The 23,377-nt window shown below is 43.3% G+C and carries 23 protein-coding genes; 7 read left to right on the top strand and 16 right to left on the bottom strand.

Annotated features, from left to right (window positions below):
- Window positions 1-147 precede the first annotated feature (147 nt).
- A complete protein-coding gene (locus N6H06_RS03215; protein WP_062745577.1) occupies window positions 148-1,137 on the top strand; it encodes a dimethylarginine dimethylaminohydrolase family protein in 990 nt (329 codons plus the stop codon).
- A 92-nt stretch (window positions 1,138-1,229) separates the two neighbouring features.
- On the opposite strand, the gene N6H06_RS03210 is transcribed toward N6H06_RS03215, so the two are convergent.
- From N6H06_RS03210 to N6H06_RS03195, 4 genes are all read right to left on the bottom strand, one after another.
- Window positions 1,230-2,690 (bottom strand): sodium:solute symporter family protein, encoded by a 1,461-nt coding sequence (locus N6H06_RS03210; protein ID WP_263705624.1) that lies wholly within the window; start codon window positions 2,688-2,690, stop codon window positions 1,230-1,232.
- Between the two features lie 16 nt (window positions 2,691-2,706).
- Window positions 2,707-3,453, bottom strand: coding sequence for an SDR family NAD(P)-dependent oxidoreductase (locus N6H06_RS03205; protein WP_062745573.1), 747 nt, complete (start codon window positions 3,451-3,453; stop codon window positions 2,707-2,709).
- Window positions 3,450-5,204 (bottom strand): methyl-accepting chemotaxis protein, encoded by a 1,755-nt coding sequence (locus N6H06_RS03200; protein WP_062745571.1) that lies wholly within the window; start codon window positions 5,202-5,204, stop codon window positions 3,450-3,452. Before N6H06_RS03200 ends, N6H06_RS03205 begins: the two co-directional genes overlap by 4 nt.
- 265 nt (window positions 5,205-5,469) lie before the next feature.
- The gene (locus N6H06_RS03195) at window positions 5,470-6,666 is read right to left on the bottom strand and encodes an erythromycin esterase family protein (protein WP_263705623.1); all 1,197 of its coding nucleotides are present in this window, start codon (window positions 6,664-6,666) and stop codon (window positions 5,470-5,472) included.
- A gap of 163 nt (window positions 6,667-6,829) precedes the next feature.
- On the opposite strand from N6H06_RS03195, the gene N6H06_RS03190 reads away from it, so the two are divergent.
- Together N6H06_RS03190 and N6H06_RS03185 are read left to right on the top strand one after the other, a co-directional pair.
- Window positions 6,830-7,327, top strand: a complete 498-nt coding sequence (locus N6H06_RS03190) for a L,D-transpeptidase family protein (RefSeq protein WP_263705622.1) — start codon at window positions 6,830-6,832, stop codon at window positions 7,325-7,327.
- Between the two features lie 85 nt (window positions 7,328-7,412).
- Window positions 7,413-8,366, top strand: coding sequence for an aminoglycoside phosphotransferase family protein (locus tag N6H06_RS03185; protein WP_263705621.1), 954 nt, complete (start codon window positions 7,413-7,415; stop codon window positions 8,364-8,366).
- Between the two features lie 305 nt (window positions 8,367-8,671).
- Here N6H06_RS03185 and N6H06_RS03180 read toward each other — a convergent pair whose 3' ends face one another.
- The gene (locus N6H06_RS03180; protein ID WP_263705620.1) at window positions 8,672-9,070 is read right to left on the bottom strand and encodes a MerR family transcriptional regulator; all 399 of its coding nucleotides are present in this window, start codon (window positions 9,068-9,070) and stop codon (window positions 8,672-8,674) included.
- A 51-nt stretch (window positions 9,071-9,121) separates the two neighbouring features.
- Complete coding sequence (locus N6H06_RS03175) at window positions 9,122-9,955, bottom strand: SDR family NAD(P)-dependent oxidoreductase (protein WP_263705619.1); 834 nt, start codon at window positions 9,953-9,955, stop codon at window positions 9,122-9,124.
- A gap of 400 nt (window positions 9,956-10,355) precedes the next feature.
- On the opposite strand from N6H06_RS03175, the gene N6H06_RS03170 reads away from it, so the two are divergent.
- The 3 genes from N6H06_RS03170 to N6H06_RS03160 all read left to right on the top strand — a co-directional run bounded on the left by N6H06_RS03170 (window position 10,356) and on the right by N6H06_RS03160 (window position 12,185).
- Window positions 10,356-10,754, top strand: a complete 399-nt coding sequence (locus N6H06_RS03170; RefSeq protein WP_263705618.1) for a GyrI-like domain-containing protein — start codon at window positions 10,356-10,358, stop codon at window positions 10,752-10,754.
- Window positions 10,755-11,153: 399 nt separating this feature from the next.
- Window positions 11,154-11,714, top strand: a complete 561-nt coding sequence (locus tag N6H06_RS03165; RefSeq protein WP_263705617.1) for a YolA family protein — start codon at window positions 11,154-11,156, stop codon at window positions 11,712-11,714.
- A 15-nt stretch (window positions 11,715-11,729) separates the two neighbouring features.
- Window positions 11,730-12,185, top strand: a complete 456-nt coding sequence (locus N6H06_RS03160) for a hypothetical protein (RefSeq protein ID WP_263705616.1) — start codon at window positions 11,730-11,732, stop codon at window positions 12,183-12,185.
- Between the two features lie 298 nt (window positions 12,186-12,483).
- On the opposite strand, the gene rbsB is transcribed toward N6H06_RS03160, so the two are convergent.
- From rbsB to N6H06_RS03110, 10 genes are all read right to left on the bottom strand, one after another.
- Complete coding sequence (gene rbsB, locus N6H06_RS03155) at window positions 12,484-13,422, bottom strand: ribose ABC transporter substrate-binding protein RbsB (RefSeq protein WP_263705615.1); 939 nt, start codon at window positions 13,420-13,422, stop codon at window positions 12,484-12,486.
- A gap of 126 nt (window positions 13,423-13,548) precedes the next feature.
- Window positions 13,549-14,514, bottom strand: a complete 966-nt coding sequence (locus N6H06_RS03150) for an ABC transporter permease subunit (RefSeq protein WP_404830324.1) — start codon at window positions 14,512-14,514, stop codon at window positions 13,549-13,551.
- The gene (locus tag N6H06_RS03145) at window positions 14,480-15,979 is read right to left on the bottom strand and encodes a sugar ABC transporter ATP-binding protein (RefSeq protein WP_263705613.1); all 1,500 of its coding nucleotides are present in this window, start codon (window positions 15,977-15,979) and stop codon (window positions 14,480-14,482) included. The genes N6H06_RS03150 and N6H06_RS03145 overlap by 35 nt, the downstream gene beginning before the upstream one ends.
- Before the next feature lie 15 nt (window positions 15,980-15,994).
- A complete protein-coding gene (gene rbsD, locus N6H06_RS03140; protein WP_094425284.1) occupies window positions 15,995-16,384 on the bottom strand; it encodes a D-ribose pyranase in 390 nt (129 codons plus the stop codon).
- Window positions 16,385-16,434: 50 nt separating this feature from the next.
- Entirely contained in the window at window positions 16,435-17,316 is an 882-nt protein-coding gene (rbsK, locus tag N6H06_RS03135) for a ribokinase (protein ID WP_062745552.1), read from the bottom strand.
- The gene (locus N6H06_RS03130; RefSeq protein WP_062745551.1) at window positions 17,316-18,299 is read right to left on the bottom strand and encodes a LacI family DNA-binding transcriptional regulator; all 984 of its coding nucleotides are present in this window, start codon (window positions 18,297-18,299) and stop codon (window positions 17,316-17,318) included. Before N6H06_RS03130 ends, rbsK begins: the two co-directional genes overlap by 1 nt.
- A 463-nt stretch (window positions 18,300-18,762) precedes the next feature.
- Window positions 18,763-19,716, bottom strand: coding sequence for a nucleoside hydrolase (locus N6H06_RS03125; RefSeq protein WP_263705612.1), 954 nt, complete (start codon window positions 19,714-19,716; stop codon window positions 18,763-18,765).
- A gap of 345 nt (window positions 19,717-20,061) precedes the next feature.
- On the bottom strand, window positions 20,062-20,355 hold the full coding sequence (locus N6H06_RS03120) for a hypothetical protein (protein ID WP_263705611.1): 294 nt from the start codon (window positions 20,353-20,355) through the stop codon (window positions 20,062-20,064).
- Between the two features lie 152 nt (window positions 20,356-20,507).
- The gene (locus N6H06_RS03115; RefSeq protein WP_263705869.1) at window positions 20,508-21,230 is read right to left on the bottom strand and encodes a Fic family protein; all 723 of its coding nucleotides are present in this window, start codon (window positions 21,228-21,230) and stop codon (window positions 20,508-20,510) included.
- A gap of 102 nt (window positions 21,231-21,332) precedes the next feature.
- Window positions 21,333-22,040, bottom strand: a complete 708-nt coding sequence (locus tag N6H06_RS03110) for an inositol monophosphatase family protein (protein ID WP_212954400.1) — start codon at window positions 22,038-22,040, stop codon at window positions 21,333-21,335.
- 191 nt (window positions 22,041-22,231) lie between these two features.
- Between N6H06_RS03110 and N6H06_RS03105 the strand changes: the two genes are divergently transcribed.
- Entirely contained in the window at window positions 22,232-23,254 is a 1,023-nt protein-coding gene (locus tag N6H06_RS03105) for a ParA family protein (RefSeq protein ID WP_212954401.1), read from the top strand.
- Window positions 23,255-23,377 lie beyond the last annotated feature (123 nt).

Below are 23,377 nucleotides of genomic sequence, written 5' to 3'. Positions count from 1 at the left end.
TTTTATCATAGCAAACCGCTATTTCTTTTTTTTGATTCAAATTGCGCAAGCTCGGACCATGTCTCTTCTGTTTATTTCACGTATTACTGCCTTTTCGTTTGTCGACACTAGAAGAAGCCGCTTAATTATATTAAGGAGAGATGTTATTTGCCATTGCCTTCAAACCATTTGCCTGGGCAACGATTGGTTGTCGATTCCTTTTTTGACATAGACGCACAACAAGCAGTATGGGGCGGTGCCTGGGGAGCCTTCTCTCCAGTTGGTCCCATTCAAAAAGTGCTGATTCACCGTCCTGGAAACGAATTGCAACAACTAGACAACAAAAGCTATGAAACGTATATTGACGACCAAATTTTACACGACAACCAAGGCGTCATTGGCAACGATTTGACCGGGACAGATCCCATAGATGTACCGCTATTGCATCACCAGCATGATCAGCTGCGCCAAGCATTACTGGATAGCGGTGCAGAAGTCATTGACTTGGATTTTGTTTCAGCAAAACACCCGAAGTCAATCTATATTCATGATTTAGGCCTTGTTGTTCCTGGCGGCGTCATCTTGGCAAGGCTCGCTTTAGACATCCGCCAAGGCGAAGAACAAGCGGCTTACCGTACTTTTGCCAAATTAGGCATGCCAGTCTTGGCCATGATCCAAGGCAACGGATTTATGGAAGGCGGCAGTTTTATCATGCTAGATGAACGTTCTGCTGTCGTCGGCCGTTCGGTCCGCGTTAACCAAGCAGGCATTGACCAGCTCCGTACCATTTTAGCATGGCAAAATATCGAGCTGATGGTTGTCGACTTGCCTGCTGACCGCATCCACTTAGATGAGCTGTTTATGCTTGTCGATACAAAGACAGCCCTAGTCGAGCCAAAGCGGCTCCCTTATTGGTTTTTGGAAGAGTTAAGATCACGGGGCTACCGCCTTATTTATACAGACGACAATGATCCAGACCGTGCCGCTAACTGCCTCACCTTAGCACCTGGCCATGTCTTGATTGCTTCTGAATATCCAGGTACGATCAAACAACTACAGCAGGCCGGCATTTGCACGAAGACAATTGACACGACGGAAATCCGCAAAATTGGCGGCGGCATCCATTGTGCTGCCTTGCCTTTAGTCAGAGGGCAGTAGCAGGGCGGTGAGACAACATAAATAGGAAAAAAGCTTGTTGCCAAAAAAGCAACAAGCCTTCTATTGATGACAGCATGAGGACGCCACTACCGCTACTCATCTGCCGTCGGTATCTTTTCAAGTTCGTGCATGTTCCGTACTTCAGGTGTTGCCGGGGAAATCAAACTTGTGATAACGATCGTCAAGCCTGAGATGACAACACCGAAAAAGACCGGCAAATGCCACAGTTCCACTAACAGTCCGAGAAATCCTGTTGATGCGACTTCAGGACCAGGAACGCCGGTAAACGTCGTCACCGCGTAAGAAAGAAGCCCAAGCGTCACACTGGCCCAAACAGCTTTTGTGCTGACACGTCCCCAAAATGGCGCAAGGACAATCGGCCAAAACAATGTCACAAACACAACATCCCAAGCTAAATAGGCGAGATCAATGACTTTTTGGAATCCTAATGCGAGTAGAAGCCCTAGCGCTGCACTTACACAAATGGCAATGCGAGAAAATAGCAACAACTTTTTCGGATCAGGCTGGTCGTTGATTAAATCAAGATAAATGTTCTTCGTCCAAATACCAGCCGATGCCACATAACAAGCAGCAAGCGTTGACATGCCCATAGCCGCCAACGATGTAAGAAAGATCGCTGAAATGATTGGCGGGAAATAGCCATCAGCAAACATAATCATAAGCATTTCTGGATTGTCGCTGTTTGGAAATATCGTTTTAAAGGCTTCGCCTAACATGCCTGGTATCCAACTGATGCTGATGACAATCACTCCAGCAATAATCATGCTCAAGTACGCAACGCGTGGGCTTTTGGCGCCAGCGACACGTTGGCCAAGGTCCGCAGCGGGAATGTCTCCGAGGGCGAGCACTAAGTAGAGCGCCCAAAACTCGACGCCACCTTTTTCAAACAAATTGCTTACATTCCACCAGTCTGGCTGAAAGGTTAAATCGCCGTGCGTAAACAGGACCACGCCTGCAATTCCTAAAATGCCGATTAAGGCGACAACCCCTTGCACAATTTCTGTATAAGCAACGGCCCACAGTCCGCCAATTGCTGAATAAACAACAGTTAACAACACAAACAGACAAGCGGCCGGGATAAAATCGATCGCAAAAATCGTTTGAATGACATATGTTCCGCCAACAGTCAGCGCGCCTGCATTAAAAAAGCCAAATGCAACGGCCATAACGGAGCCTGTGTAAGCGCCAAGTTTTTTGCTGGCGAACCGCAACCCATAATAGTCTGCAATCGTCCAACCGCGCAAGCGCCTAAGCGGCCTTGTCCAAATAATCGCGCCAAGAATCATGCATGTTCCTAGACCCGCCATCGTCGCGGTCCCCTCGAAGCCGCCGCTTGTGTAGCCAGAGCCGACTGCGGCAAAAAAGAATGGAGCAGCCAGCAAAGCAGCGACTAAGCTGCCGGTTACAACATAAAGGGGCATGCTCCAACCAGCGACAATTAAATCCTCCGCTGTTTGCACACGTTGGTAGCCTTTATAGCCCATATAGTAAATAAAAGCTAAGTAAATGAGAAAAATGATTATGCCTTCCATTGCATGTCCTCTCCTATCATGGCATGACAGCCCCGCCGTTTGGCCCAAGTATTTGCCCCGTGTAAAAATTAGCGTCATCAGAAGCTAAAAATAGTACACTTTTGGCAATTTCCTCTGGTTTAGCAAGCCGTTTTAATGGGTATTTTTGTGCTTCCTCTTCTGCATAATCGTCGCCAAACGAAGCAAGAATATCGGTCCATGTGCCACCAGGCGCCACGGCATTGACCAAAACATGAGGAGCCAATTCACGTGCTAACGATTTCGTAAACGCATTAATTGCTCCCTTTGCCGCTGAATAATGAGAGAAGTTTTCACAACCTAGATGGCCAAGATCAGAGGAAATGTTCATGATCTTTCCAGCTTTCGCCTGCGTCATCCGTTTTGCTGCTTCACGGCAATTGTAAAAGGTCCCATACAGATGGACGCGGATCATTCGGTCCCAGCCTTCATCTGTCATGTCTATGATAGGCGCCTCTTCCGCAATCCCCGCATTGTTGACAAGGATGTCGATTTTGCCGAATTCACGATCAACGAGGGCATACATTTCCCTCACTTGCTGTGGATCACTCACGTCGGCGTGCCACTTCATCGCGCGAACGCCATAGGAAGCGGCGATGGCGCACACTTCTTCAGCTTCCTTCGGATCGCCAATAAAATTAACGAGCACGTCCGCACCAGCTTTAGCTAGTTCCAACGCCACAGCACGGCCAATGCCTTTGCTCGCTCCTGTAACGACTGCTGTTTTGCCTTTTATGGCCTTCATCTCAACACGTCCTTTTGCTGCTCAAGCTTAAATTGGTTCATCGATTCCTGCAGTTGTTCCGCCATCTGTGTAAGCGAATCGGAACTTGCAGCAATTTCTTTCATCGCGGCGAGTTGCTCCTTGGAAACGGTCGTTACATTGTCTGTTCGATTGGTCGTTTCCTCTGCAAACCCGGTTAATTCTTGGACAGAGGCAGCAACTTCCTCTGAATTAGCCGATAATTGTTCAGATACAGAAGACACTTCCTCTACTTGGGCCGCCACTTGTTGGGCAGCACCTAAAATCCGCTGGAACACGTCTCCCGCTTCATTGACGCTGGCAAGCCCTTCTTCCGCATCTTTTGTGCCCGTGGCCATCGATTCAACAGAGCGTTCAGTGACCGTTTGGATTTCAGCGATAATGTCGGTAATTTGTTGAGCAGAGGCTGCTGACTGTTCAGCCAACTTGCCGACTTCTCCTGCTACGACTGCAAAGCCACGGCCGTTCTCGCCTGCTCTCGCTGCTTCAATCGATGCATTCAGTGCAAGCAAATTCGTTTGGTTGGCGATGTTCGTAATAAGCTCGACAATTTTTCCGATTTCACTAGACCGTTCGCCAAGTTCTTGTACTTCTTTTCCTGCTTGATTAACCGACTGGCTGACAGATTGCATTTGCTGCACGACATTTTGGATAATGTCGTTGCCTTGGCTCGCTTCCGCCGCTGTCTTTTGAGCAGACTCAGCAACAACTGCTGACGATTGAGCAATACGCTGAATCCCTTGCGCATTTTCTTCCGTCGCCTTAGCCGTATCTTCTGCTGCTTGCTGGGAAACCCGTGCGCCTTCCGCCATGTCCCCCATTACGGCCACCACTTCATTTGCAGCTTGCTCCGTTTGGTTCGAAGCCGCCGCCACTTGTTGTGACGACGCTGCCACTTGCTCAGACGCATAGGCCATATTTTGGATCAGCCCACGCAAACTTTGCACCATTTGGTTTAACGCATTAGCCATTTGCCCCACTTCGTCTTTGCTGCGTACCGCTAAAGATGGAACGGCCAAGTCTCCGTCAGCAACTTTATTTGTCACTTGAACGACTTGTTTTAATGGTTTTAAGAGGCCATTCACGACAAAATAAACGAAACAGGCAACGATGAGCGTTCCAATGATTGCTGTCAACCATTGGCTAAGTTGCAGGTCGCCGAGAATGCTGTCAATGTACTCCGCTGAGTAGTCGATACCAATGACAGCAACCGTTTCGCCATGTTCGTTTTCAATTGGGCTAAAGACAGTGCTCCACGTACCGAAGTCATCTTCAAAGACATCGGTGACGACAGGTTCCCCTGATTCGATCGCTTGCTGCCCGCCTTCAATATGAATAGATGCCAAGTTATCAAACGATTCGCCAACGTTATAAACGTCCTCTAGATTTTTCGTAAAGCCGAGTGGGATAACGCTGTCCCCTTCCATTTGCCAAATGTAACTCCAGTACATAATCCCTTGCTTTTCCATAATCGTCTCTAGCTGGTTTTGCAAGTGGACAAATGCTTCATCCGCCTCATCGGTAACGCCCATAACCGCCTCTACGTCACTCGGATCAAGCGAAGATGCTGTTAACAGGCCAACGCTTCTCAATTCACGCTCCAAGTCGCGGTGCAACTGATCACTTAACGTACTTTGGCTCATCCATGTCAGAATCACAAAGCAAATTATGACTAATACGACAATCGGGATCGCTAATTTGTGCCGTAAAGACAGCCGAGAAATCCTTTCCATTTCCTGTTCCCTCCTAAGTGGTTAAAATTGGCTAGCTACACGCCAATAAATGACTAGTTCTCTTTTCTTATCGGACGGGAAAAGGCAGAAATGAATCGAATGGCTTAAGAATTTAGTACTACGTCAAAATTGCTTCCATCGCTCGTTTTTACATGATGATAAAACAAGAACATGCGCAAAACGAGTAGCCACAGCAAAATAAAAACCAGCGTTCTATCAACGCTGGCGAAAGAAAAACAGCTTCATCAACAGATGGAATCAAGCTTTAGTCCTGATCCTCCCAATAATTTGGCGGATTTACATGGTTCATAAAAATAATCCCATCATAAAACTTGTATGGCTTAATGACGAGTGGGGCCATCCCGAGCCATTTCATTTCGAGCAGCCACCAGTTTTGTTTGTACCAAGGACGTTTTTTGCCGATTGCATCAACATTCACTGGCAAAAACAACACGTCGCGATTAAATTCCATTAGCAGTTTTTCAAGATGGTATTGATTTTTGATAGAAATGTCGTATGGTTGCTTGTAAGGGGACAAACATGTACCGCTGCCCGCATAAAAGCCGATTGAAAGAAGAACATGAGAATATTGTTTCGCAAGCAAATGCCCTACCGTCTTTATTCCTAATCCTTTTAATAAAAGGGATCGGTTTTTGCGAATATGATAGTTGTGTGACCAAACAATGATTTTCTCGCCTTTATAGTAGTTAAGCAACCACTCAAGGTTTTCATACATAAACACATCTCTCAAGCTTCCTGAACGAAAACGTCCTTTTAAGTTAACGAGCAACCACTGCTTTCGGTTCACGATCCCCCTATAAATCAATTGCAGCCTTTTTGAATACAATTCTGCTGACATCTCTTTCTCCATCAACGAGATCACCTTCTCGTACCCCTCGGCCAATTGTTTCAGCTGCTTTTTCGTGTCTTTCGCCAATTTGACCTCATTTCTTATTTGTGCATCTAATTCAAAGAACGTCGCTTCGACGTCTTTTAGTTTATTGGCTACATGTCCGCCCATTTCTTGTTCCACACACGAGAGGATACGCTTCGAACAGTCGTTGCTAACCGGCTGCACGTCCATTCCAGCAATCGTCAAGCCCTTTAAACACTCATTCGTAAAAAGCGTAGTCATTTCCTCATTATGATAAATCCCCAATAATCCGTTTTCCATTGCATATTCAAGGTTTCGATTTCCAAAAAATTCAGTTGTGCTCGCTTCAACAAGACCACTTTCAAGTACAAGCACACGAAAGCCATGCTTCTCATGTAAATATTGAACGAGCTTTATTTTATTTGTATAATATTCGCTTACCCAATGTGAATTTTCACCAAGTAATACGATCTGCTTCCCTTTTATAAACCGATCTAACTGCTTCCATTCCCCTTCGTCCAAAGGGACGATTTGCTCATTGATTTGTTCTTTCCAATCCCCGTGTTTATCTGCAAACTTGTTAAACATCCATTCTCCTTTCGAACAGTGTGCAGCCGTTCTAATGATTTCTGCCTTCCGTTACGAGTGAACAACGTGATCCTTTCCATAACCAAACAGTAACATGCAAGAGGACATGATCGAAAGCGTACACTCATAGAGAGGCAACATAAAACCGATTGGAGGATCATCAATGTACTTTCATAGTGTCCAGCCAGGCGAAACGTTGTCGTCCATTGCCGCCGATTATCGAATTTCTTTGGCGCTTCTTATTCAAGCCAATCCAACGATCAACCCGAATCAACTATTCGTTGGCCAATCGATTGTCATACCTGGCCTTCCCAATCCCAATACGATCCCTTATGAAATTCGTGTCTCCCTTTCCCAGCATCAGTTAACTTTGCTCCACAATGGCTCTGTTGTAAAAACCTATCCCATTGCCGTCGGAAAAATGCTGACACAAACACCAACCGGAAATTTTGTCATCATCAACAAAGCGCCCAACCCAGGAGGACCATTCGGAACAATGTGGATGTCGCTTTCCAAACAACATTATGGCATCCATGGCACAAATGATCCGGCTTCAATTGGCCAGTCTGTCTCCCATGGCTGTATTCGCATGCATAATGAAGATGTCGAAGAACTCGCCGCTACTGTCCCAATCGGAACGAGGGTGCACATTAATCCGTAGGCATTCAGCGCCGCTGGCCTTGCCACAACGAGCCACTTCCTTTTATGATGAACAGAGAAAGCCAAATCGTGAAAAGGAGTGCCCGATGGACAGTTTAAAACGACTATTGCAGGAACAGTACCAATTACAGGCACAAACGATTTCTCCGCAAAAGGGCGGCTGGGCAGCCCTTGCGTATCGAGTCGAAACAAAGGAACGTACGTATTTCTTGAAAATGTACGAAAAGAGCAGAACATCCACGCCAAAATGGACAGCACTCATTGATGAATACGTGCCCGCCCTCATTTGGCTGAACGAGCAAAACGATTTAAACGGCAAAGTGCCAGTGCCGGTCCTTACTAAAAATGGCCAATGCAAATGTGAAAACGACGAAGGCATTTTTCTACTTTATGAGCACATCGAGGGCGAAACAATCGGTCCGCAACAACTAACAAACGACCAAGTTGAGCAATTGGCCACAATCATCGCAGCGCTCCACGCCATCGGAGAAACAGCGCCTATCGCGACTCCACAAATAAAGGAAGACTTTTCATTGCCTTTTGCCGCCTCCTTATACAAACTGCTGACAGAGCAACTACCGACTTTGCCAAACGACGTCCACATAACCATTGCTCCTTTTGCACAACCGCTTTTGTCACTGATTGAGTCAACCGATAAACGGTCAAAGATGCTTAAACAGCGGCCGCTCCGCTATGCGTTGTGCCATACCGACTTGCATCATTGGAATGTGATGACGTCACAAGGAGAACTCGTCTTAATTGACTGGGAAGGGTTGAAGCTCGCGCCAGTAGAAGCGGACATGATGTTTGTCGTCGATGAATGTTACAACAATGCGTTTATGGACCACTATCGTAAGCGCCATCCCGACTATGTCATTGACCAAGAATGTTTGGCCTTTTATCAAGGCAGACGGAGGCTCGAGGATATTTGGGAATTTCTTGAACAACTGCTATATGACGAACAAAGGCCAACAGAGCGGACAACTACATTGGAGGGGTTGGAAAAAGAATTGGAAGCCGCGGCAAAGGCCTGCCCGTGATAGACTACGTCTTGTAGGGTGGCCTTTTTGTCTATGTTTTCCCTTTGGGCAGACGATCCTTGCTTGAGACGAATGGGCTTATGTGAGGAAGAGACGTACGGCAGTACTGTTAAACTTATCGGCTAATTTGCAAAACGATTCTCCTTTATCCGTCATCTGAAACGAAACGAATCTAGCTTTACAAGAGAAATAAGCACTCAAACTAGAAGCCCACAACTGGCCAACTGTTATTTTTTGCAAGTCGTAAATTCTTAGGAACGTCTGCTTCATCCACTTTATGTTATTGCTAACGATCGTTGTTGTCTCTATTTAGACCGAAATAAAGTTGAATCGTTTTCCAGCTTATTATCAATAAACGCCACAATACGTTGCAAATCCTGTATTTGAGTCATAATCTTTTCTTTATAATCTAAAAGAGTTCTTTTTAATTCGGGAATAGCATTGATGTTTTCCTTAATAGGCAATTTTATAATTTTTTTCATTTCATTTAATGACATTCCTGTTTTTTTTAGACAAATAATCAATTCCATTAACTCTTTATCTTCATCACCGTAAATTCGATGTCCATTTTGTTTTCTTTTTGCATAGGGAAGCAAGCCAATCTTTTCATAATAGCGGATTGCATCTTCGGTTAATCCAGTTTTCTCGGAAATTTGCTTAATAGAATATGTACCCAAATCTTCACCCACTGTCTTGATTTTCATTTCATTAAAATTCCATACACTATGCAGCTTATAAATAGAATTTAAATAAATCTAAACGAGAAACTCATTTTTGTAAATATCATACAGTCGATTAAGTACTTCTTCCTCATGCCCCGAGAGTTTGATTGCAGTTTCTTTGCCCTTGTTTATAAAAATCCCGGTAATCTCGTTGTTGAAAGCAGCATCGTATAAGCGGGAAGCCCCTTTACTTGGGGGAGTAAAAATAAGACTCCTTACGAGAAGGATATAGCTTGGCATTCCCTTTCCTTTAGTTAACCTCGTCTTATTTGGTCCTGGGCAGACACTGCGAATTTTTATTCCCTCACTCGATAGCTCTGGTGCTATTCCATTCGTCCACAGGGATAGGGCCAATTTACTGTTGGCATAAGGACCTACCAACTTTTTAAAAGGAGTTTTAGGATTGATGACTGTATTTAAGTCAAATTGCTTTAGAAATAACAAAGAATTGGAAGATGTGTTGATTATCGTTTTATCCTGCCCTTTTAGTAACAGCTCTTTAAGTTCCACCGTAATGATGAAAGGCACTAATGTATTAACCTCGAAATGGATTTCACGCCCCTGCTTGGAATATTTGTATTCAGCAAAAGAGACTCCAGCATTGTTGAAAAGCAAATCAATTTTAGCCTCGCTTTTTTTAATCTGGTCAAGTGCATTTCTAAGGCTTGAGAAATCAGCTAAATCCGCTTTATATACTCTTAAATGTTTCTTTTTAAGAGCATCAATGATGATTGGTTGTCCATTTGGAAAATCAGAGCGGATTAAAGCAGCCACTTCCCAGCCTTGTAATAGCAGATTTTTCGTTAGTTCCAATCCAATCCCAGAGTTAGCTCCTGTGATCAATACTACTTTGTTCTGTTCCTTCATTTAACCTTTCCTTTCTGTGCTTCAAAATAGTAAATACAGAATACTACTTGGAGTGAACACCAAGTCAAGAAAAAATCACGGAAAAAGCCCAACTTCTTTCATTCATTAGATAAGTTGGGGTTTTTTCACCCGTATATAGTTATACGTACATGCCGCACTTTGCCGTTAACCACACCAAGCCGAAAAACTCGTGTAAAACCGTGGAAGACGGAAAGCAGAAATAGGGGTGATGGCTTCACTTAATGATTGTCTCAACTGCTCTAGTAAGTCGCCACTCAATACGAATTTAAATGAATTACGATTTACATGTTACGAATAGGTAGATGATGAAAAAAGGAAATTGACGTGTTTGATAGAATGAAATTGTTAAATACGCTTATCGTCAGAAGGGAGAAAGCTAATGGAATTAACAATCATTAATAGTGTGCGGACCAATAATTTTAATGATGATCGTATAATGGAAAAGATTGCAGGATTGTGGAAGGAAGCTTTAAGTCATTTAAACCAGGATCAGATAATTTATGGTGTGTATCATAATTATGAGAGTGACTATAAGGGGGATTATACATTAAGCATTGCGATAGAAGAAAGCAAAGGCAATCCTTCATTGAAAATACCAAAGAACGGAAACTATGAAATTTTTCCTGTCGACACAACCGATGAACAAGGTGTGGTTCACACGTGGAAAAAGATTTGGGAAAGCGAGGATTCACGTACATTAAAGAGGGCATACACATACGATTTTGAAAAGTATTATCCAAATGGAGACATTGAGATTTACATAGCCATTGAACATTAAGGGGGATTTGTTACGCAACAAGTGATAGCCGCTGATTTCAGGACGATACAAATGTTAAATGTTGTGCGGGTTCCATTTTACCATCACTATATTCAGGAAAGGCTTTTGGGAGGAAGCCTTAACAGCGACACGGCTACGACCAGATATGCGACCATAGCAATGAGAAAAACCCCCATTTACATCGTCCCCTCTCTTAATGCTTATCTTAAGCATAAGCGCTGCACATAAAGGAAAGTTGAAGGAAACGTAAAGTGTTTGTGAATATGTAGAATTATAAATGCGTTTCACATTGATCGAGTCGTCTATATATAAATTTAAATATAAAGGTTCAATTCCCTTTTTTTGTAACCGATATAAAGAATGGACGAAAAATTTTTTTGGAGGTAATAGAATGAAAAAATGATTGCGTTTGTCGGAATTGCTTTCTCTTTTTCCTTTCTCGCTGAAACAGCAAATGCCTCGACACCATCAGACGGTCAAATGCTTATTGACTCATCAAAGGAAGAATTGTTGTTACATTTGAAACAAGACTATCCTGATGCACAATTCATAAGCGAATACGATGCAAATGATTCATTTGACCATCAGTCAGAGGTGTCTCCTTTTGCCCCTGCTCCACCGCTAACTTTATTGCAAGCTTATGCCGCTATTTCGCAAAACCATCAGGCATATGAATATTTTAGTGAAAATCAACTTTCATCTGTGATCGACCATGGAGGAGAATGGATGTATATCGTCACTGCCGAATTAGGATACGGCACCAGGAGATCAGCACAGATGGAGGGAAACACTCTAACAGAATATGACAGAGAACATATTGATTTAAATGGCGATAACATTGTTGATGGCTGGTTTATCTGGTGGGATGCAAGCGGTTATGATGAAGGAACCTTCTCATACCGGAATACTTCTACGAACTATCCATGGAATACAATGTCAGATTCAATCTACATTCGATAAAAGCGAGGGAAGACGATGCATATTACAAACGCCACCCATCCTGTTCAAACTAAAGTTTCAGCAGCAAATAAAAACGAGGTTTCTTACAAAGCAACGAGACCAACGCCAGAAACTCAAGCCACTTCAGTATCTCAACAAAAGAGTGGTCTCGATTTAAAAGAGCTTACTGGAAAATATAATATCCGCAACGCCACATTTACCGAGTTAAACGAATTAGCATCTGCGTTGTATCAGGCAGGAAAGATTAGCCACCAAGATCTCGCTACCCTTACATTTAATTATGATAAAGCCATGTCCGATCTTAAAGAACGCCAAGGCATTTCACAACCATTCCCTTATCAAGAAAACGAACGCCGCGATTGGATCGAAGTGTTTCGGGATCGGGCTGAATCAAGCAGGCAAACAGGCAACCTCCTTGGCTACCACAACCGCATGAACGTGGTGAACATTCTAAAGGGGTTGGATACGTAACGAGATTAATGGAAGCACGTAATTGTTTTTCTATCTTTTTTGTCCAATATGGGTAAACATCGCTAAACGAAATAATCGATTAAAGTTATATAGTAATATTGATTTTTTAATGTTAACTGATCCAAATTCAAAATTTTTTTCAGAGAAAGTACAGATCACACGAAAGGGTTGCTCCAAACTTTTGAGTCGAATCGTTGTAGCTAGCATGACAGATGTGTTTGCTTTCCCTTCATCTTGCCCTTAAGCCGTTCCAAGCAATCAAAACAGCTCGGCACATACGCACCGAGCCTTTCTCCTTCTACTGTTGAATTAATTTAAGTTCGACAGGAATAAAGTCATCAATCTCTTCACCGTTCAGAACAGAGAATGCAGCCTCCAACGCTTCTTCTCCGATTAGCGTTGGTTGTTGAGCAACGGTTCCTGCCAAGCCTCCGCTTTCAACAGCGTTTACAGCGTCATCTGTGGCGTCAAATCCAACAATAACAATATCGTCACGACCAATAGCCGATACAGCTTCGAGTGCACCGAGTGCCATCTCGTCATTGTGGGCAAACACACCAGTAATATCGGGATTGCTTTGCAAGATGTTTTCCATGACCGTCAAACCTTCCGCTCTATCAAAATTAGCCGTTTGTTTCGCAGCCACATGTAAATTCCCATCTGCGATGTTGTTAAATCCTTCTCCCCGTTCACGTGCCGCCGATGAGCCTGGGATGCCCTCAAGTTCAGCAACAGTCGCCTCTTCGCCAACCAGATCAAGCAATAATTCACCAGCCATTTCACCGCCCGCGATGTTATCGGATGCAATATGCGTGACAACTTCACCGCTGTCAGCTGCACGGTCAACAGTAATCACAGGGATGTCCGCAGCATTCGCTGCCTCAATAGCTGCTGCAACTGCAGAAGAATCTGTTGGATTCACAAGAATTAAATCTACTCCCCGCTGGATTAAATCCTCCACATCATTGATTTGTTTGGCATTGTCATCTTGCGCATCTACTGAAATCATTTCCAACCCAAGTTCAGTTGCTTTCGCTTTTGCCCCTTCTTCTAAAGTGACAAAAAACGGGTTGTTCATTGTTGAAATGGAAAAGCCCACTGTGAATTCACCGTCATTTGCACCACCATTGGAACGGTCTACTGGCTCTGATTCATCAGTAACTGGAGATTCCATTGAACAAGCTGCCATTAGTGCAGCGATTCCGATCATTGCAACCGATAATTGTCGTTTCTTCATTGTAAATCCTCCCTTTATAAAGTTAAGATATTTCCTCTACCCATGTATCCTCAGTTATTCATACACACCAACTAGGAGACTCACCGATATTGATAGGTTGAGAGCCATCCTAACAGCCAAACTCCTTTAAGCTGTTTTTCTGCGATCAAGCAAGACCGCAAGTAAAATGACACTTCCTTTAACTACTTGCTGGAAAAAAGAGCTGACACCAAGCAAATTCAATCCATTATTCAACACTCCTATGATTAAGGCACCAATCAGCGTGCCGACAATCCACCCTTTTCCACCTGTTAAACTCGTTCCCCCAAGCACAACCGCAGCAATCGCGTCAAGTTCGTACATCGTTCCAGCCGTTGGTTGAGCTGAATTTAACCTCGACGTTAAAATCACGCCAGCAATGGCTGCCAGAAATCCAGTCAAAGAGTACACGTAAATCTTAATTCGGTCGACTTTGATGCCTGATAGAATGGATGCTTCCTCATTGCCCCCAACTGCATATACGCGACGGCCAAATGTTGTTTTCTTTAAAATCAAGTACAAAACAACAAAACTAATCATCATCGTAATCGCTGGCATTGGAATTCCAAAAAAATAGCCGCCTCCAAGCATTTGGAACAATGTAGAATCACCTAAGTTGGATACAGGTCTACCATCTGTAAACATTAAGGTCGCGCCGCGGTAAATCGTCATCGTTGCCAGTGTCGCAATAAATGGTGCCACTTTTCCTTTTGCAATGATTATGCCATTTATCGCGCCAAGTGCTGCTCCAACAAGCAATCCGATTAAGATGGCTAAGACTGGGTCCATCCCTGACGAAAGTAAGGTTGCAGTAACCGCTCCAGAAAAAGCAAGAATCGCACCAACAGATAAATCAATCCCACCTGTCAAAATGACAAACGTCATTCCAAATGCAATGAGCGCATTAATGGATACTTGCCGAAGGACATTGAGGAGATTCGGCGCTGATAAGAACCCTGGGTTTAGAATGCTAATAATCAATATGATAAGGAAAAGGCCGATAAATGGGCCAAGCGTCGCTGTTAATGCCTTGACTCGTTTATTGGTGAACATGTTTGTCTCCTCCAGTCGCATAGTGCATAATCGTTTCTTCTGTTAACTCCTTGCGGTCAAGTACTTTCATTAATTTGCCTTCAAACATCACGGCAACCCGTGTGCTCATGCCAATAATTTCCGGCAGTTCTGAAGAAACCATTATAATTGCCACACGTTGCTTGGCCAGTTCATTCATAATTGTATAGATCTCTTTTTTCGCACCTACATCAACGCCTCGAGTTGGTTCATCCAAAATGAGTACTTTCGGCTTCGTACCTAGCCATTTAGCGATAACCAGTTTTTGCTGGTTTCCTCCACTCAGTGATTTCGCTTTTTGATGTGGTCCAGAGGTACGTACACCTAACTTCTTTACAAGTTCTTGATAAAGAGCCTGTTCTTTTGTAGAAGTCATCATGCTCCCCGAAGAAACGGTTGCTAAGTTCGTTATGGAGAGATTGTCTCGAACTGAAAAATCAACGATTAGTCCTTTTGTTTTTCGGTCTTCTGGCACAAAGGCTATGCCATTCTCAATTGCATCAACCGGTCGTTTAAATACAACTGGTTTTTTATCGATTTCAATCGTGCCACTATGCAAATGCCGATAGCCAAAAATGCTTTCCACCACTTCTGAGCGCCCCGCCCCCATCAATCCAGCAATACCAAAGATTTCGCCTTCCCGAACCTCAAAGGTAACGCTTTCAAATTCATTTTTTCTACTCCCATTTTTTACGGCGAGTTTTACCGCACCTGGTTCTAAATCATGATCAGGGTAGCGACCTCCAAGCTCCCGACCGACCATTAATCTGACGATCTCATCAAAACTCGTCTCAGCAATGACTTTCGTGCTTACATAGTTTCCATCACGAAGGACTGTAATACGTTGGCACAAGGAGAAGATTTCTTCCATTCGATGCGATATATAAACGAAAGTCACTCCTTTCTCCTGCAAGCCACGAATAACAGTAAACAATGTATCAATCTCCCGGTCTGTTAGTGCTGCTGTTGGCTCGTCCATAATGATAATGTCTGCATTTGTCATAAGGGCTTTGGCAATTTCAATCAATTGCTGCTTCCCGACCGATAAAGCACCTGCCCGGTCCGAAGCTTTTACTTTAAGACCAAGCTCGGCCAGCTGTTGTTCAGCATATTCGTTCATTTTTTTTGCTTTAAGCCAACCCGTTTTTCCAACGGTGTACTCATTGCCAAGAAACAAATTCTCTGCAACGGACAGCTCCGGCAAAATATTAAGTTCTTGATGAATGACAGCAATTCCGTCTTTTTCCGCATCTTTTGGGTGCGTGTAGGCAACCTCCTTTCCTTTCACACGGACAACCCCTTCATCCCTTGGATAAATGCCCGTTAAAATTTTCATAAGGGTAGACTTACCAGCACCATTCTCGCCCATTAACGCGTGAATTTCTCCTTTTTCAAGCGTGAAAGACACACTTTTCAACACTTGGTTTCCACTAAATGACTTGCTTATCTGGCTCATTTCAACAATCATAGCCACACCTCTTCTTTAGAAAATAACCCCTGCGCGTAAGATGACATTGGCGTATGGTGCACATTCGCCTGTACGGATGATTGCTTTCGCTTTACTTGTTTCCGCTTTCAACTCATCATGAGGCAAATAACGAATGGAAATTTGCCTGTTTTCCAGTTCCTGATGAATAGACGGGCTTTCTGTTCTAACTTCTGTTGCCGCCATCATTGACTCCACTTCCATATCGGCCAATACTTCTGTTAATACATCAACAAAATTTGGTACGCCTAACCTAATAGAAAGGTCGATGCATTCAACGCCAGACGGGATTGGTAATCCGCAATCTGCTATGACGATTTGGTCTGTATGCCCTAGCGACGCAAGCACCCGGGCAATATCACGATTTAAGATGCCTAATTTCTTCATGGTTGATCCTCCTGAATGCTTGATAGGTTGATCCTTCCTGCAAAAAGACACTACTGTCTTTCCAACAGAAAAGCAGCCACCTCTTCTTTACTCGGCATCCCGCCCTGAGCGCCAAATGACTGTACCGATAACGCTGCCGCTGCATTAGCGTACATCACCGCCTCTCGCATTGGCTTTCCGCTTGCAAGCGCAACAGCCAGTGCACCGTTAAAGGTATCGCCTGCACCTGTTGTATCTACTGGCATAACACGATGACCAGCAATACGCTGCTCCATCCCATTCTCTGTCCATATCACACCAGCAGCACCTTGAGTAACAATTAGTTTCTCTTTTAAATGAACATTCGTATTTGCAAACAACTGTGCCTGCTCTGACTCATTAGGCGTAATCCATGTACTATTCTCATACGATTGTTGCGATAACTTCTGTGCTGGCGCTGGATTAAGAATGACCGGCACTTGATGTTTCTTGCAAAGGGCAATTGCATACTCAACTGCTTCTAATGGAATTTCCAATTGAATCAACACAATATCACTGTCTGCAATCGCTTCTTCACATGTGGATAAGAATGCTTCGTTCACATGTTCATTTGCTCCAGCCGTGACAATAATTCGGTTATCTCCCTCTGAAAGCAGAATCGTGGCTACTCCGGAACTACAGTGTGTAACGGGTTCCACATGGTCGACACAAACGCCTTCATCTTGAAGCCCCTGCTTTAGCAGCTCGCCAAAGGCATCATCGCCCACACGCCCTATCATGCGGACGTCAGCACCAAGCCTAGCTGCAGCCACAGCTTGATTTGCCCCTTTACCTCCAGGCACTGTTTTAAAGCCCTTTCCCATTACGGTCTCTCCTTGAGCTGGCACATGGTCCGTACTCGTCACCATATCCATGTTAATGCTGCCAATGACAACCACCTTTGGTTTAACCACTAGGCACCACCTCCTTTTGTTGTTCCTCGTATTATTAAAGTTGTCGGCAGTTCATGCCAATACGACGGCAAGGACCTTTTTTCTATTAGTTGCACCAATAGTTGTATCGCCCGCTCGCCCATCTCGTATATCGGCTGTTGCACCGTAGTTAACGAGGGCACCAACATATTGCCAAATAAAATGCCATCAAAGCCTACAATTTGTAAGTCTTCTGGAATCGAGCGTTTTAATGTATGAGCTGCTTTCATCGCTCCAGCCGCTGCCACATCACTGCTTGTAAAAATACCATCAATCGTCGGGTGTTTTTCAAGCAAAGCACGAACCACTTCTTCCGCTTGTTCTATTTGAAAGCCCGTTTCCACAATGATATGAGCAATTCCATTCGCTTCAACGACTTCCTTAAACCCTTCGTATCTCTCATCAGCAGGATTCAGTCCTTTCGGTCCACGCAAATGAGCTATAAATGCACAACCTTGTTCAATTAAGTGCTCCGTAGCAGCCTTTGCCCCATTTTTGTTTTCAGATACGACAGTCGGAATGTTGGCGCTGACAAAACGGTCCAACGCAACTACAGGCAAGTCAAGTGTCTCATAGTGTTCATACGTCCCAGTGCCGGTCGCTAAAATTAGCCCGTCTACATACTTTTGTTGAAGAGCGTGGACATAATGTTGCTCTTTTTTTAACTCGTTATCGGTATTGCACAGCACAACCGTATACCCTTTCTTGAGCGCCACATCTTCAATCGCTCGGGCAAGTTCGGGGAAAAAAGGGTTTGCTATATCAGGGACAAGCAACCCAATCATTCCTGATGTTTTATGATAAAGTGTACGCGCTACAGCGTTTGGTTTATAATTTAACGTTTCAATAGCTGTCTTCACAGCCTGTTCAGCTTCTTTGCTGACATAGCCTTTTTGGTTTAACACGCGCGAGACGGTCGCCACGGAAACCTTAGCGTATTTCGCTACATCCTTAATCGTCGTCATACTCATTCTCCTAACACATGTAACCGGTTACAGATAATATATGATGAAAGCGCTTGTTTGTCAATGACTGTTTCTTTCTTTTAATGGTTATCCACCATTGACTACTGAAGGCTAAAAAACAAAAAACCGTTTTCCCTGTAGAAGTGTTTCAAACTCTGGAATAGGCAAATCGTTTGTTCGAATGATGCGACTCATTTTCGAAAGGCTCTTGTCCACCGAAATAAAAACATGAGAGGAGATGCGGCTGCAAGGAAGGTTGAAAAAAGGGTTCAAGTCAGCTCGGATCTCCTCGACGTGTCTCTAGCTGTTTTCCACTTCGATTACAACGCCCCTATTCCCGAACCTTTTAATTGATCAAACAACATGTTCACCACAATCGAACAGTAGACGTTGATTTCGGAAATAGAAGAACGCGTACGGGCGAATACATAAAATGCCTAGCAACGATTTGTTGTTGGCTGCTTTAGTTTCTTGTTAAAACATCAAGCACATTTGTTCGAAAAACAGAAAAATCTAGACGAACAGCTATACGTGGGCAGTAAGGTCCACTGCATGCGGCCGAGGCAGGGCGAAAATCAGCGACACTTAGTCCAGATGAGTACCGGCCTTGATCTTCAACCTGAACGTTGCGTCGTTTATAGTCTAACAAATTCGGAATGTCCATTGCAGCCATCAATGCAGTGAGATCATGCTGTGGCGTTCCCTGAATACCAGGTTCAAGAACTTGGTAAGACTCATAATAAAAATCAAGCAGCGGCTTAATGGTACGAAGCAAGGGCGTCGTTGCTTTAGAGTCGATCAAATTGACATCGGCAGGCGTAAGCAACGCATCCCTCGTCACATTCAAAGGGACAATTGTTACATTTGGCGCATGTGTACAAACAAAATTGGCGGCAGTAGCGTCTCCTAAGAAATTTGCTTCCGCTAATTCGGTCTCATTTCCCGGCACTAAAAATGCGCCTCCCATCAGAAACGTCGCTTTCACCCGTTTCATAACAGCAGGATTAATGATCCATGCCATTGCCAGCGTCGTGCAACGGCCGAGGACGACAATCGTTATTTCATCTGAATTCTCTTTAATTACTTGAAACAAGCGGCTAAAATTGGTTCGATCCGCATAATGCTCTGCTGGAATAGGCGGCCTAATCGGCCCAAGTCCTTCTTCTCCATGGATATCCGGGAAGAATTCCGGTTCTTCTCCACTTAGCGCTCGAGTCGCTCCAGCAATAACCGGAACCCCTTTCTGATCGGCCAAACTTAGCAAATACGATGCATTGCGCAATGCCTGATCGCGGCTCACATTGCCAAAATCCGCTACAATGCCTGCCAGTTCCACGTCTGGATGCTGCAAGGCGTAAATAATCGCCATCGCATCATCGATCCCCGTATCTGCAAATACCAATAGTTTATTTGCCATCTAATCATCACCTCCATATACGTTATGACAGAGAGGACAAGATGGCTTAGTTTAACAACCGTATCACACTAAATTTGAGTGATTCGTCCCTATAAGTACGATAAAGCAATGTCCGATTTTAGAGAACGTCAGGGAATTCCACAATCATTCTTTCAAGAAAACGGACATCGGAATTGAATTGAAGTGTTTCAGAAGGTAGATGAATGAAGCAGGCAGATGGGCAAGCCTTGGCTACCACAAGCGCATGAATGTGGTGAGGATTATAGAGTGGTTGGATTGGATGCGTAATGAGATTAATAGAAGCAGATGCTTTGTGCATCTGCTTCTATTCGCATGTAATTCTTTTTATAGCTTTCTTGTTTCTAACTTATTCAACCGCTTTTCAATTTCAAGCTTCCACGTTTCTATATCGAATATTTTTTGATTCATAAGGATCTGACCGTTTTTCACTTTTTCTACCTGTGCGAGTTCTTTTCGAATCTCTTTTAATTCCAGCTCGACGTTGTCAAAACGCAAATCAAAATGATCGACTTTCTTCTCCGATTGATCTACTTTGCTGGCTATACCTGCCAATTCCATTCTCATGCCCTTGATGTCGCCGCTGATTCCCATTAAAATATCTCGCAGTTCATTATCCATTTTAATGCTCCTTTTTCATTTGTATGCAGCTTGCAATGATAAGCGCTCGTCCATTCAAAAGGATTGTCCGTTCAGTTCTGGTTGGATTCATCATAACATACGCCCCTAGCTGTATCGTTAATATCTAAATGATAATAAGCAGATTTAAGCCCCTATGGCAACAGCGCCAAATACTGCTGAAGGCTCGCTTCCTCTAACTCAACAACCATCTTAATAAAAGGTTGGCAATCCCCCTTGGCTCCCGCTAAATCAAGCGCTTCATAGTACGATATTCGCTCTTCTACTTTAAACAAAACAGGCAAGTAACCTGCTGACAATAAACTAAAGTTTAATAACAGGAGTGCTGTCCTTCCATTGCCATCTCGAAATGGGTGGATATTGACAAACTTGCTGTGCAAACGGCTTGCCCTCTCAACCGGGTGCAAATGACTACTCTCGTTATACCATTGCACCAACTGCTCCATCTCGTCTTGAATGAGGTGGCTTGGCGTCACATCATGGGTCGCACCAGCTATTCGTACTTCCTCTTTGCGATAGGCACCGGCTGCCTGCCGGTCAATCCCGCTAAGAATAAGGGCATGAACCTCTTTTATGAAATGCTCTGTCACAGCTTCCTCTAAATGTTCTTCTATATAAAGACTAGCCTCTTTATGGTTGATTACTTCTAAATGCTCCTTTAACGATTTGCCACCTACGACAATGCCATCTTCTAAAACGGCTTTTGTTTCATAAATGGTTAATGTATTTCCTTCAATAGCATTGGAGTGGTACGTATTTTGCACTAAAAAGTCTTTCTTCAGTGATTGGACAGTTGCCATTGGAAGAGGGTGACTTGCATCAAGTTCTCTTTTTAATTGATCCACTTTATAAAACATTGACACGCTTCATTCCTCCTACGTCTTTTTATATCATTCTGTATACCAAGTTTTTACATAGCTAGACACAACTTTATGTATTTGCTAATTTCAATTCATTCTTTAAACTACCCCAACCCATAGGCTGCTTTCTTTGTACCAACGCAAGGGCTTGCCTGCCACCGTCATCAACCTCACTCCCGCTTCTTCTGCGATGAGGCTTGCCGCCGCAAACGCATGGGGAGGTTCGATCATAGCCATAAACAGATCGGTTTCCCCTTCTGCGACGCGACAAATTTCCAAAGCTGTTGACTGACTAGCCACACCTACCCTCTTATTTGCCGGAACCCTTTTATTGCTTTCGTAGAGATAGTCTGCTTTAATCCGCAAAACAGCTTCATTTAACGGCATGACTTCCTCCCGTCGCAACCGCTGTTCATTTAGAAAAGCTCCGCCTCCCTTTATCGCGTGGTACAGCTTTTTCCGTGAAACATCATAAATATAGGAACAATAAAGTTCCCTGCTTCGGGCGAGTGCTATCGATAAAACATAAACGTCTGTCTGGTGTGGTTGCTCATGCTGGCATGGATGAAGAGATATGAGCCACACAGGATGCTTGCTGCTGATGGGAATGTCTTGGTGTGGGAAACAGAGAATGTCGGTTGGGAAATCAGCATGGATTCGTTCCTGGAGCAAGGCGTATATGTTGGCTTCTTGGGTGTTGTATGTATTCATGGTGATAACATTATGCCTTGTTGCTTTGAATGTGTTGCTGATTTGATAGGCGGCTTCTGTGAGGAGGTCAGGAATGAGCTGTTGACGGGATTGCATGGGATCACCTCATCAAAAAATCTCGTTTACTTGATTGTAAACGAGAACAGGGATGAGGGTTGTACGTGTAGAGGTACGGTTTTTATTTTTAAAAATACAAATCAACCTTTTGTTTACATTCCATCCAAGTTTGTCTATTTATTCTATTACTGTGTATAATGAACTTACTTAAAAGAAGGGTAGTGATATACTTGAAAAATTATATTTTCTGGAATAACAAAGGCGGTACCGGTAAAACGAGCCTAGCTTTTCAGTCTATTTGTAGCTTTGCAGATAAGTATCAATCAAAAAGAATCTTAGCGATTGACCTATGTCCACAAGCAAACTTATCGGAGCTTTTTTTAGGTGGATTAATAGGAAAAGGCGGCAAAAATCTTCAATCTTTGCACAACTCTAATCCAAGAAGATCAATAGGAGGGTACTTTGAACAAAGATTACCCTCCCCATTTTCATTACCTAATATAAAAGAAAAAGAATATATCTGTCATCCAAAAGATTACAACGAACTTATACCAAATAATGTTGATCTTCTTGCTGGAGATCAAATCGTGGAGTTACAATCAAATGCTATTGCTACCTTGGCTAACACACAAATTCCGGGTACCAATACATTTTTAAATGTTATTGATTGGTTAACAGATTTCATTGAATTATCCAGTGAGAATTACGATTATTGTTTTATAGATGCAAATCCCAGTTTTTCAATATACACACAGATAGCATTAAGCGCAGCTGATAATTTAATTATACCAGTTATGGCAGACGATTCTTCCAGACGAGCAGTTATGAATATGTTTGCTTTAGTTCATAATATAAATGTGTCGTCCAATATTAATTATGATTCTTTTACTTTTCCATCTAAACTTACTAGTGCAGGTAGAAAGTTACCTAAGGTTCATTTAATTGTAAAGAATAGACAAACACAGTATATGGGCCCTGCCTCTGCCTACAGTTCTGTATTACGTTTTATTGACAACGATATAAACTCTATTTTATTTACAAATAAAAACATCTTTACTTTCGATTCACTTGATAACGGAATTGTTGACATCAAGGACTTCGGAACAACTGGTGTAGTTGCCTTTGCAGAAGGAGCTCCTCTTAGTAAAGTTCGAGTTGGTAAACATCTTATTGAAGACAAAGAAGTTCAAGTGAGGAAAGACTATTTAAATAAGTGCATTGAACAAATCGACGAACTTGTAATGAAATTATAGTTTAATTATTTAATCTTACTTTAAAACGACATAAAAATGCAAAAATTGGAGGTCCTAGTTTTTGGTCCTCCAATTTTATATCCACCAACCACTATCAGTTCCCTTATATTAAGAACTATTTCA

It is taken from the genome of Shouchella tritolerans, assembly GCF_025770735.1.
Classification (GTDB): Bacteria; Bacillota; Bacilli; order Bacillales; family Bacillaceae_D; genus Shouchella; species Shouchella tritolerans.
Note: the sequence above shows the minus strand (reverse complement) of the source record. Positions and strands in the feature narration are given on the sequence as shown.

Excerpts from the sequence above, each read along its gene's own strand:
- N6H06_RS03180 (WP_263705620.1), bottom strand. The coding sequence starts at position 9,070 with ATGAAAATCAAGACAGTGGGTGAAGATTTGGGTACATATTCTATTAAG.
- N6H06_RS03195 (WP_263705623.1), bottom strand. The coding sequence starts at position 6,666 with ATGTTTAACAAGTTTGCAGATAAACACGGGGATTGGAAAGAACAAATC.
- N6H06_RS03185 (WP_263705621.1), top strand. The coding sequence starts at position 7,413 with ATGGACAGTTTAAAACGACTATTGCAGGAACAGTACCAATTACAGGCA.
- rbsB (WP_263705615.1), bottom strand. The coding sequence starts at position 13,422 with ATGAAGAAACGACAATTATCGGTTGCAATGATCGGAATCGCTGCACTA.
- N6H06_RS03150 (WP_404830324.1), bottom strand. The coding sequence starts at position 14,514 with ATGCGACTGGAGGAGACAAACATGTTCACCAATAAACGAGTCAAGGCA.
- N6H06_RS03165 (WP_263705617.1), top strand. The coding sequence starts at position 11,154 with ATGATTGCGTTTGTCGGAATTGCTTTCTCTTTTTCCTTTCTCGCTGAA.
- N6H06_RS03170 (WP_263705618.1), top strand. The coding sequence starts at position 10,356 with ATGGAATTAACAATCATTAATAGTGTGCGGACCAATAATTTTAATGAT.
- N6H06_RS03210 (WP_263705624.1), bottom strand. The coding sequence starts at position 2,690 with ATGGAAGGCATAATCATTTTTCTCATTTACTTAGCTTTTATTTACTAT.
- N6H06_RS03190 (WP_263705622.1), top strand. The coding sequence starts at position 6,830 with ATGTACTTTCATAGTGTCCAGCCAGGCGAAACGTTGTCGTCCATTGCC.
- N6H06_RS03145 (WP_263705613.1), bottom strand. The coding sequence starts at position 15,979 with ATGATTGTTGAAATGAGCCAGATAAGCAAGTCATTTAGTGGAAACCAA.
- N6H06_RS03130 (WP_062745551.1), bottom strand. The coding sequence starts at position 18,299 with ATGACGACGATTAAGGATGTAGCGAAATACGCTAAGGTTTCCGTGGCG.
- N6H06_RS03110 (WP_212954400.1), bottom strand. The coding sequence starts at position 22,040 with ATGCAATCCCGTCAACAGCTCATTCCTGACCTCCTCACAGAAGCCGCC.
- N6H06_RS03205 (WP_062745573.1), bottom strand. The coding sequence starts at position 3,453 with ATGAAGGCCATAAAAGGCAAAACAGCAGTCGTTACAGGAGCGAGCAAA.
- N6H06_RS03115 (WP_263705869.1), bottom strand. The coding sequence starts at position 21,230 with ATGTTTTATAAAGTGGATCAATTAAAAAGAGAACTTGATGCAAGTCAC.
- rbsD (WP_094425284.1), bottom strand. The coding sequence starts at position 16,384 with ATGAAGAAATTAGGCATCTTAAATCGTGATATTGCCCGGGTGCTTGCG.
- N6H06_RS03125 (WP_263705612.1), bottom strand. The coding sequence starts at position 19,716 with ATGGCAAATAAACTATTGGTATTTGCAGATACGGGGATCGATGATGCG.
- N6H06_RS03120 (WP_263705611.1), bottom strand. The coding sequence starts at position 20,355 with ATGGATAATGAACTGCGAGATATTTTAATGGGAATCAGCGGCGACATC.
- N6H06_RS03200 (WP_062745571.1), bottom strand. The coding sequence starts at position 5,204 with ATGGAAAGGATTTCTCGGCTGTCTTTACGGCACAAATTAGCGATCCCG.
- N6H06_RS03160 (WP_263705616.1), top strand. The coding sequence starts at position 11,730 with ATGCATATTACAAACGCCACCCATCCTGTTCAAACTAAAGTTTCAGCA.
- N6H06_RS03175 (WP_263705619.1), bottom strand. The coding sequence starts at position 9,955 with ATGAAGGAACAGAACAAAGTAGTATTGATCACAGGAGCTAACTCTGGG.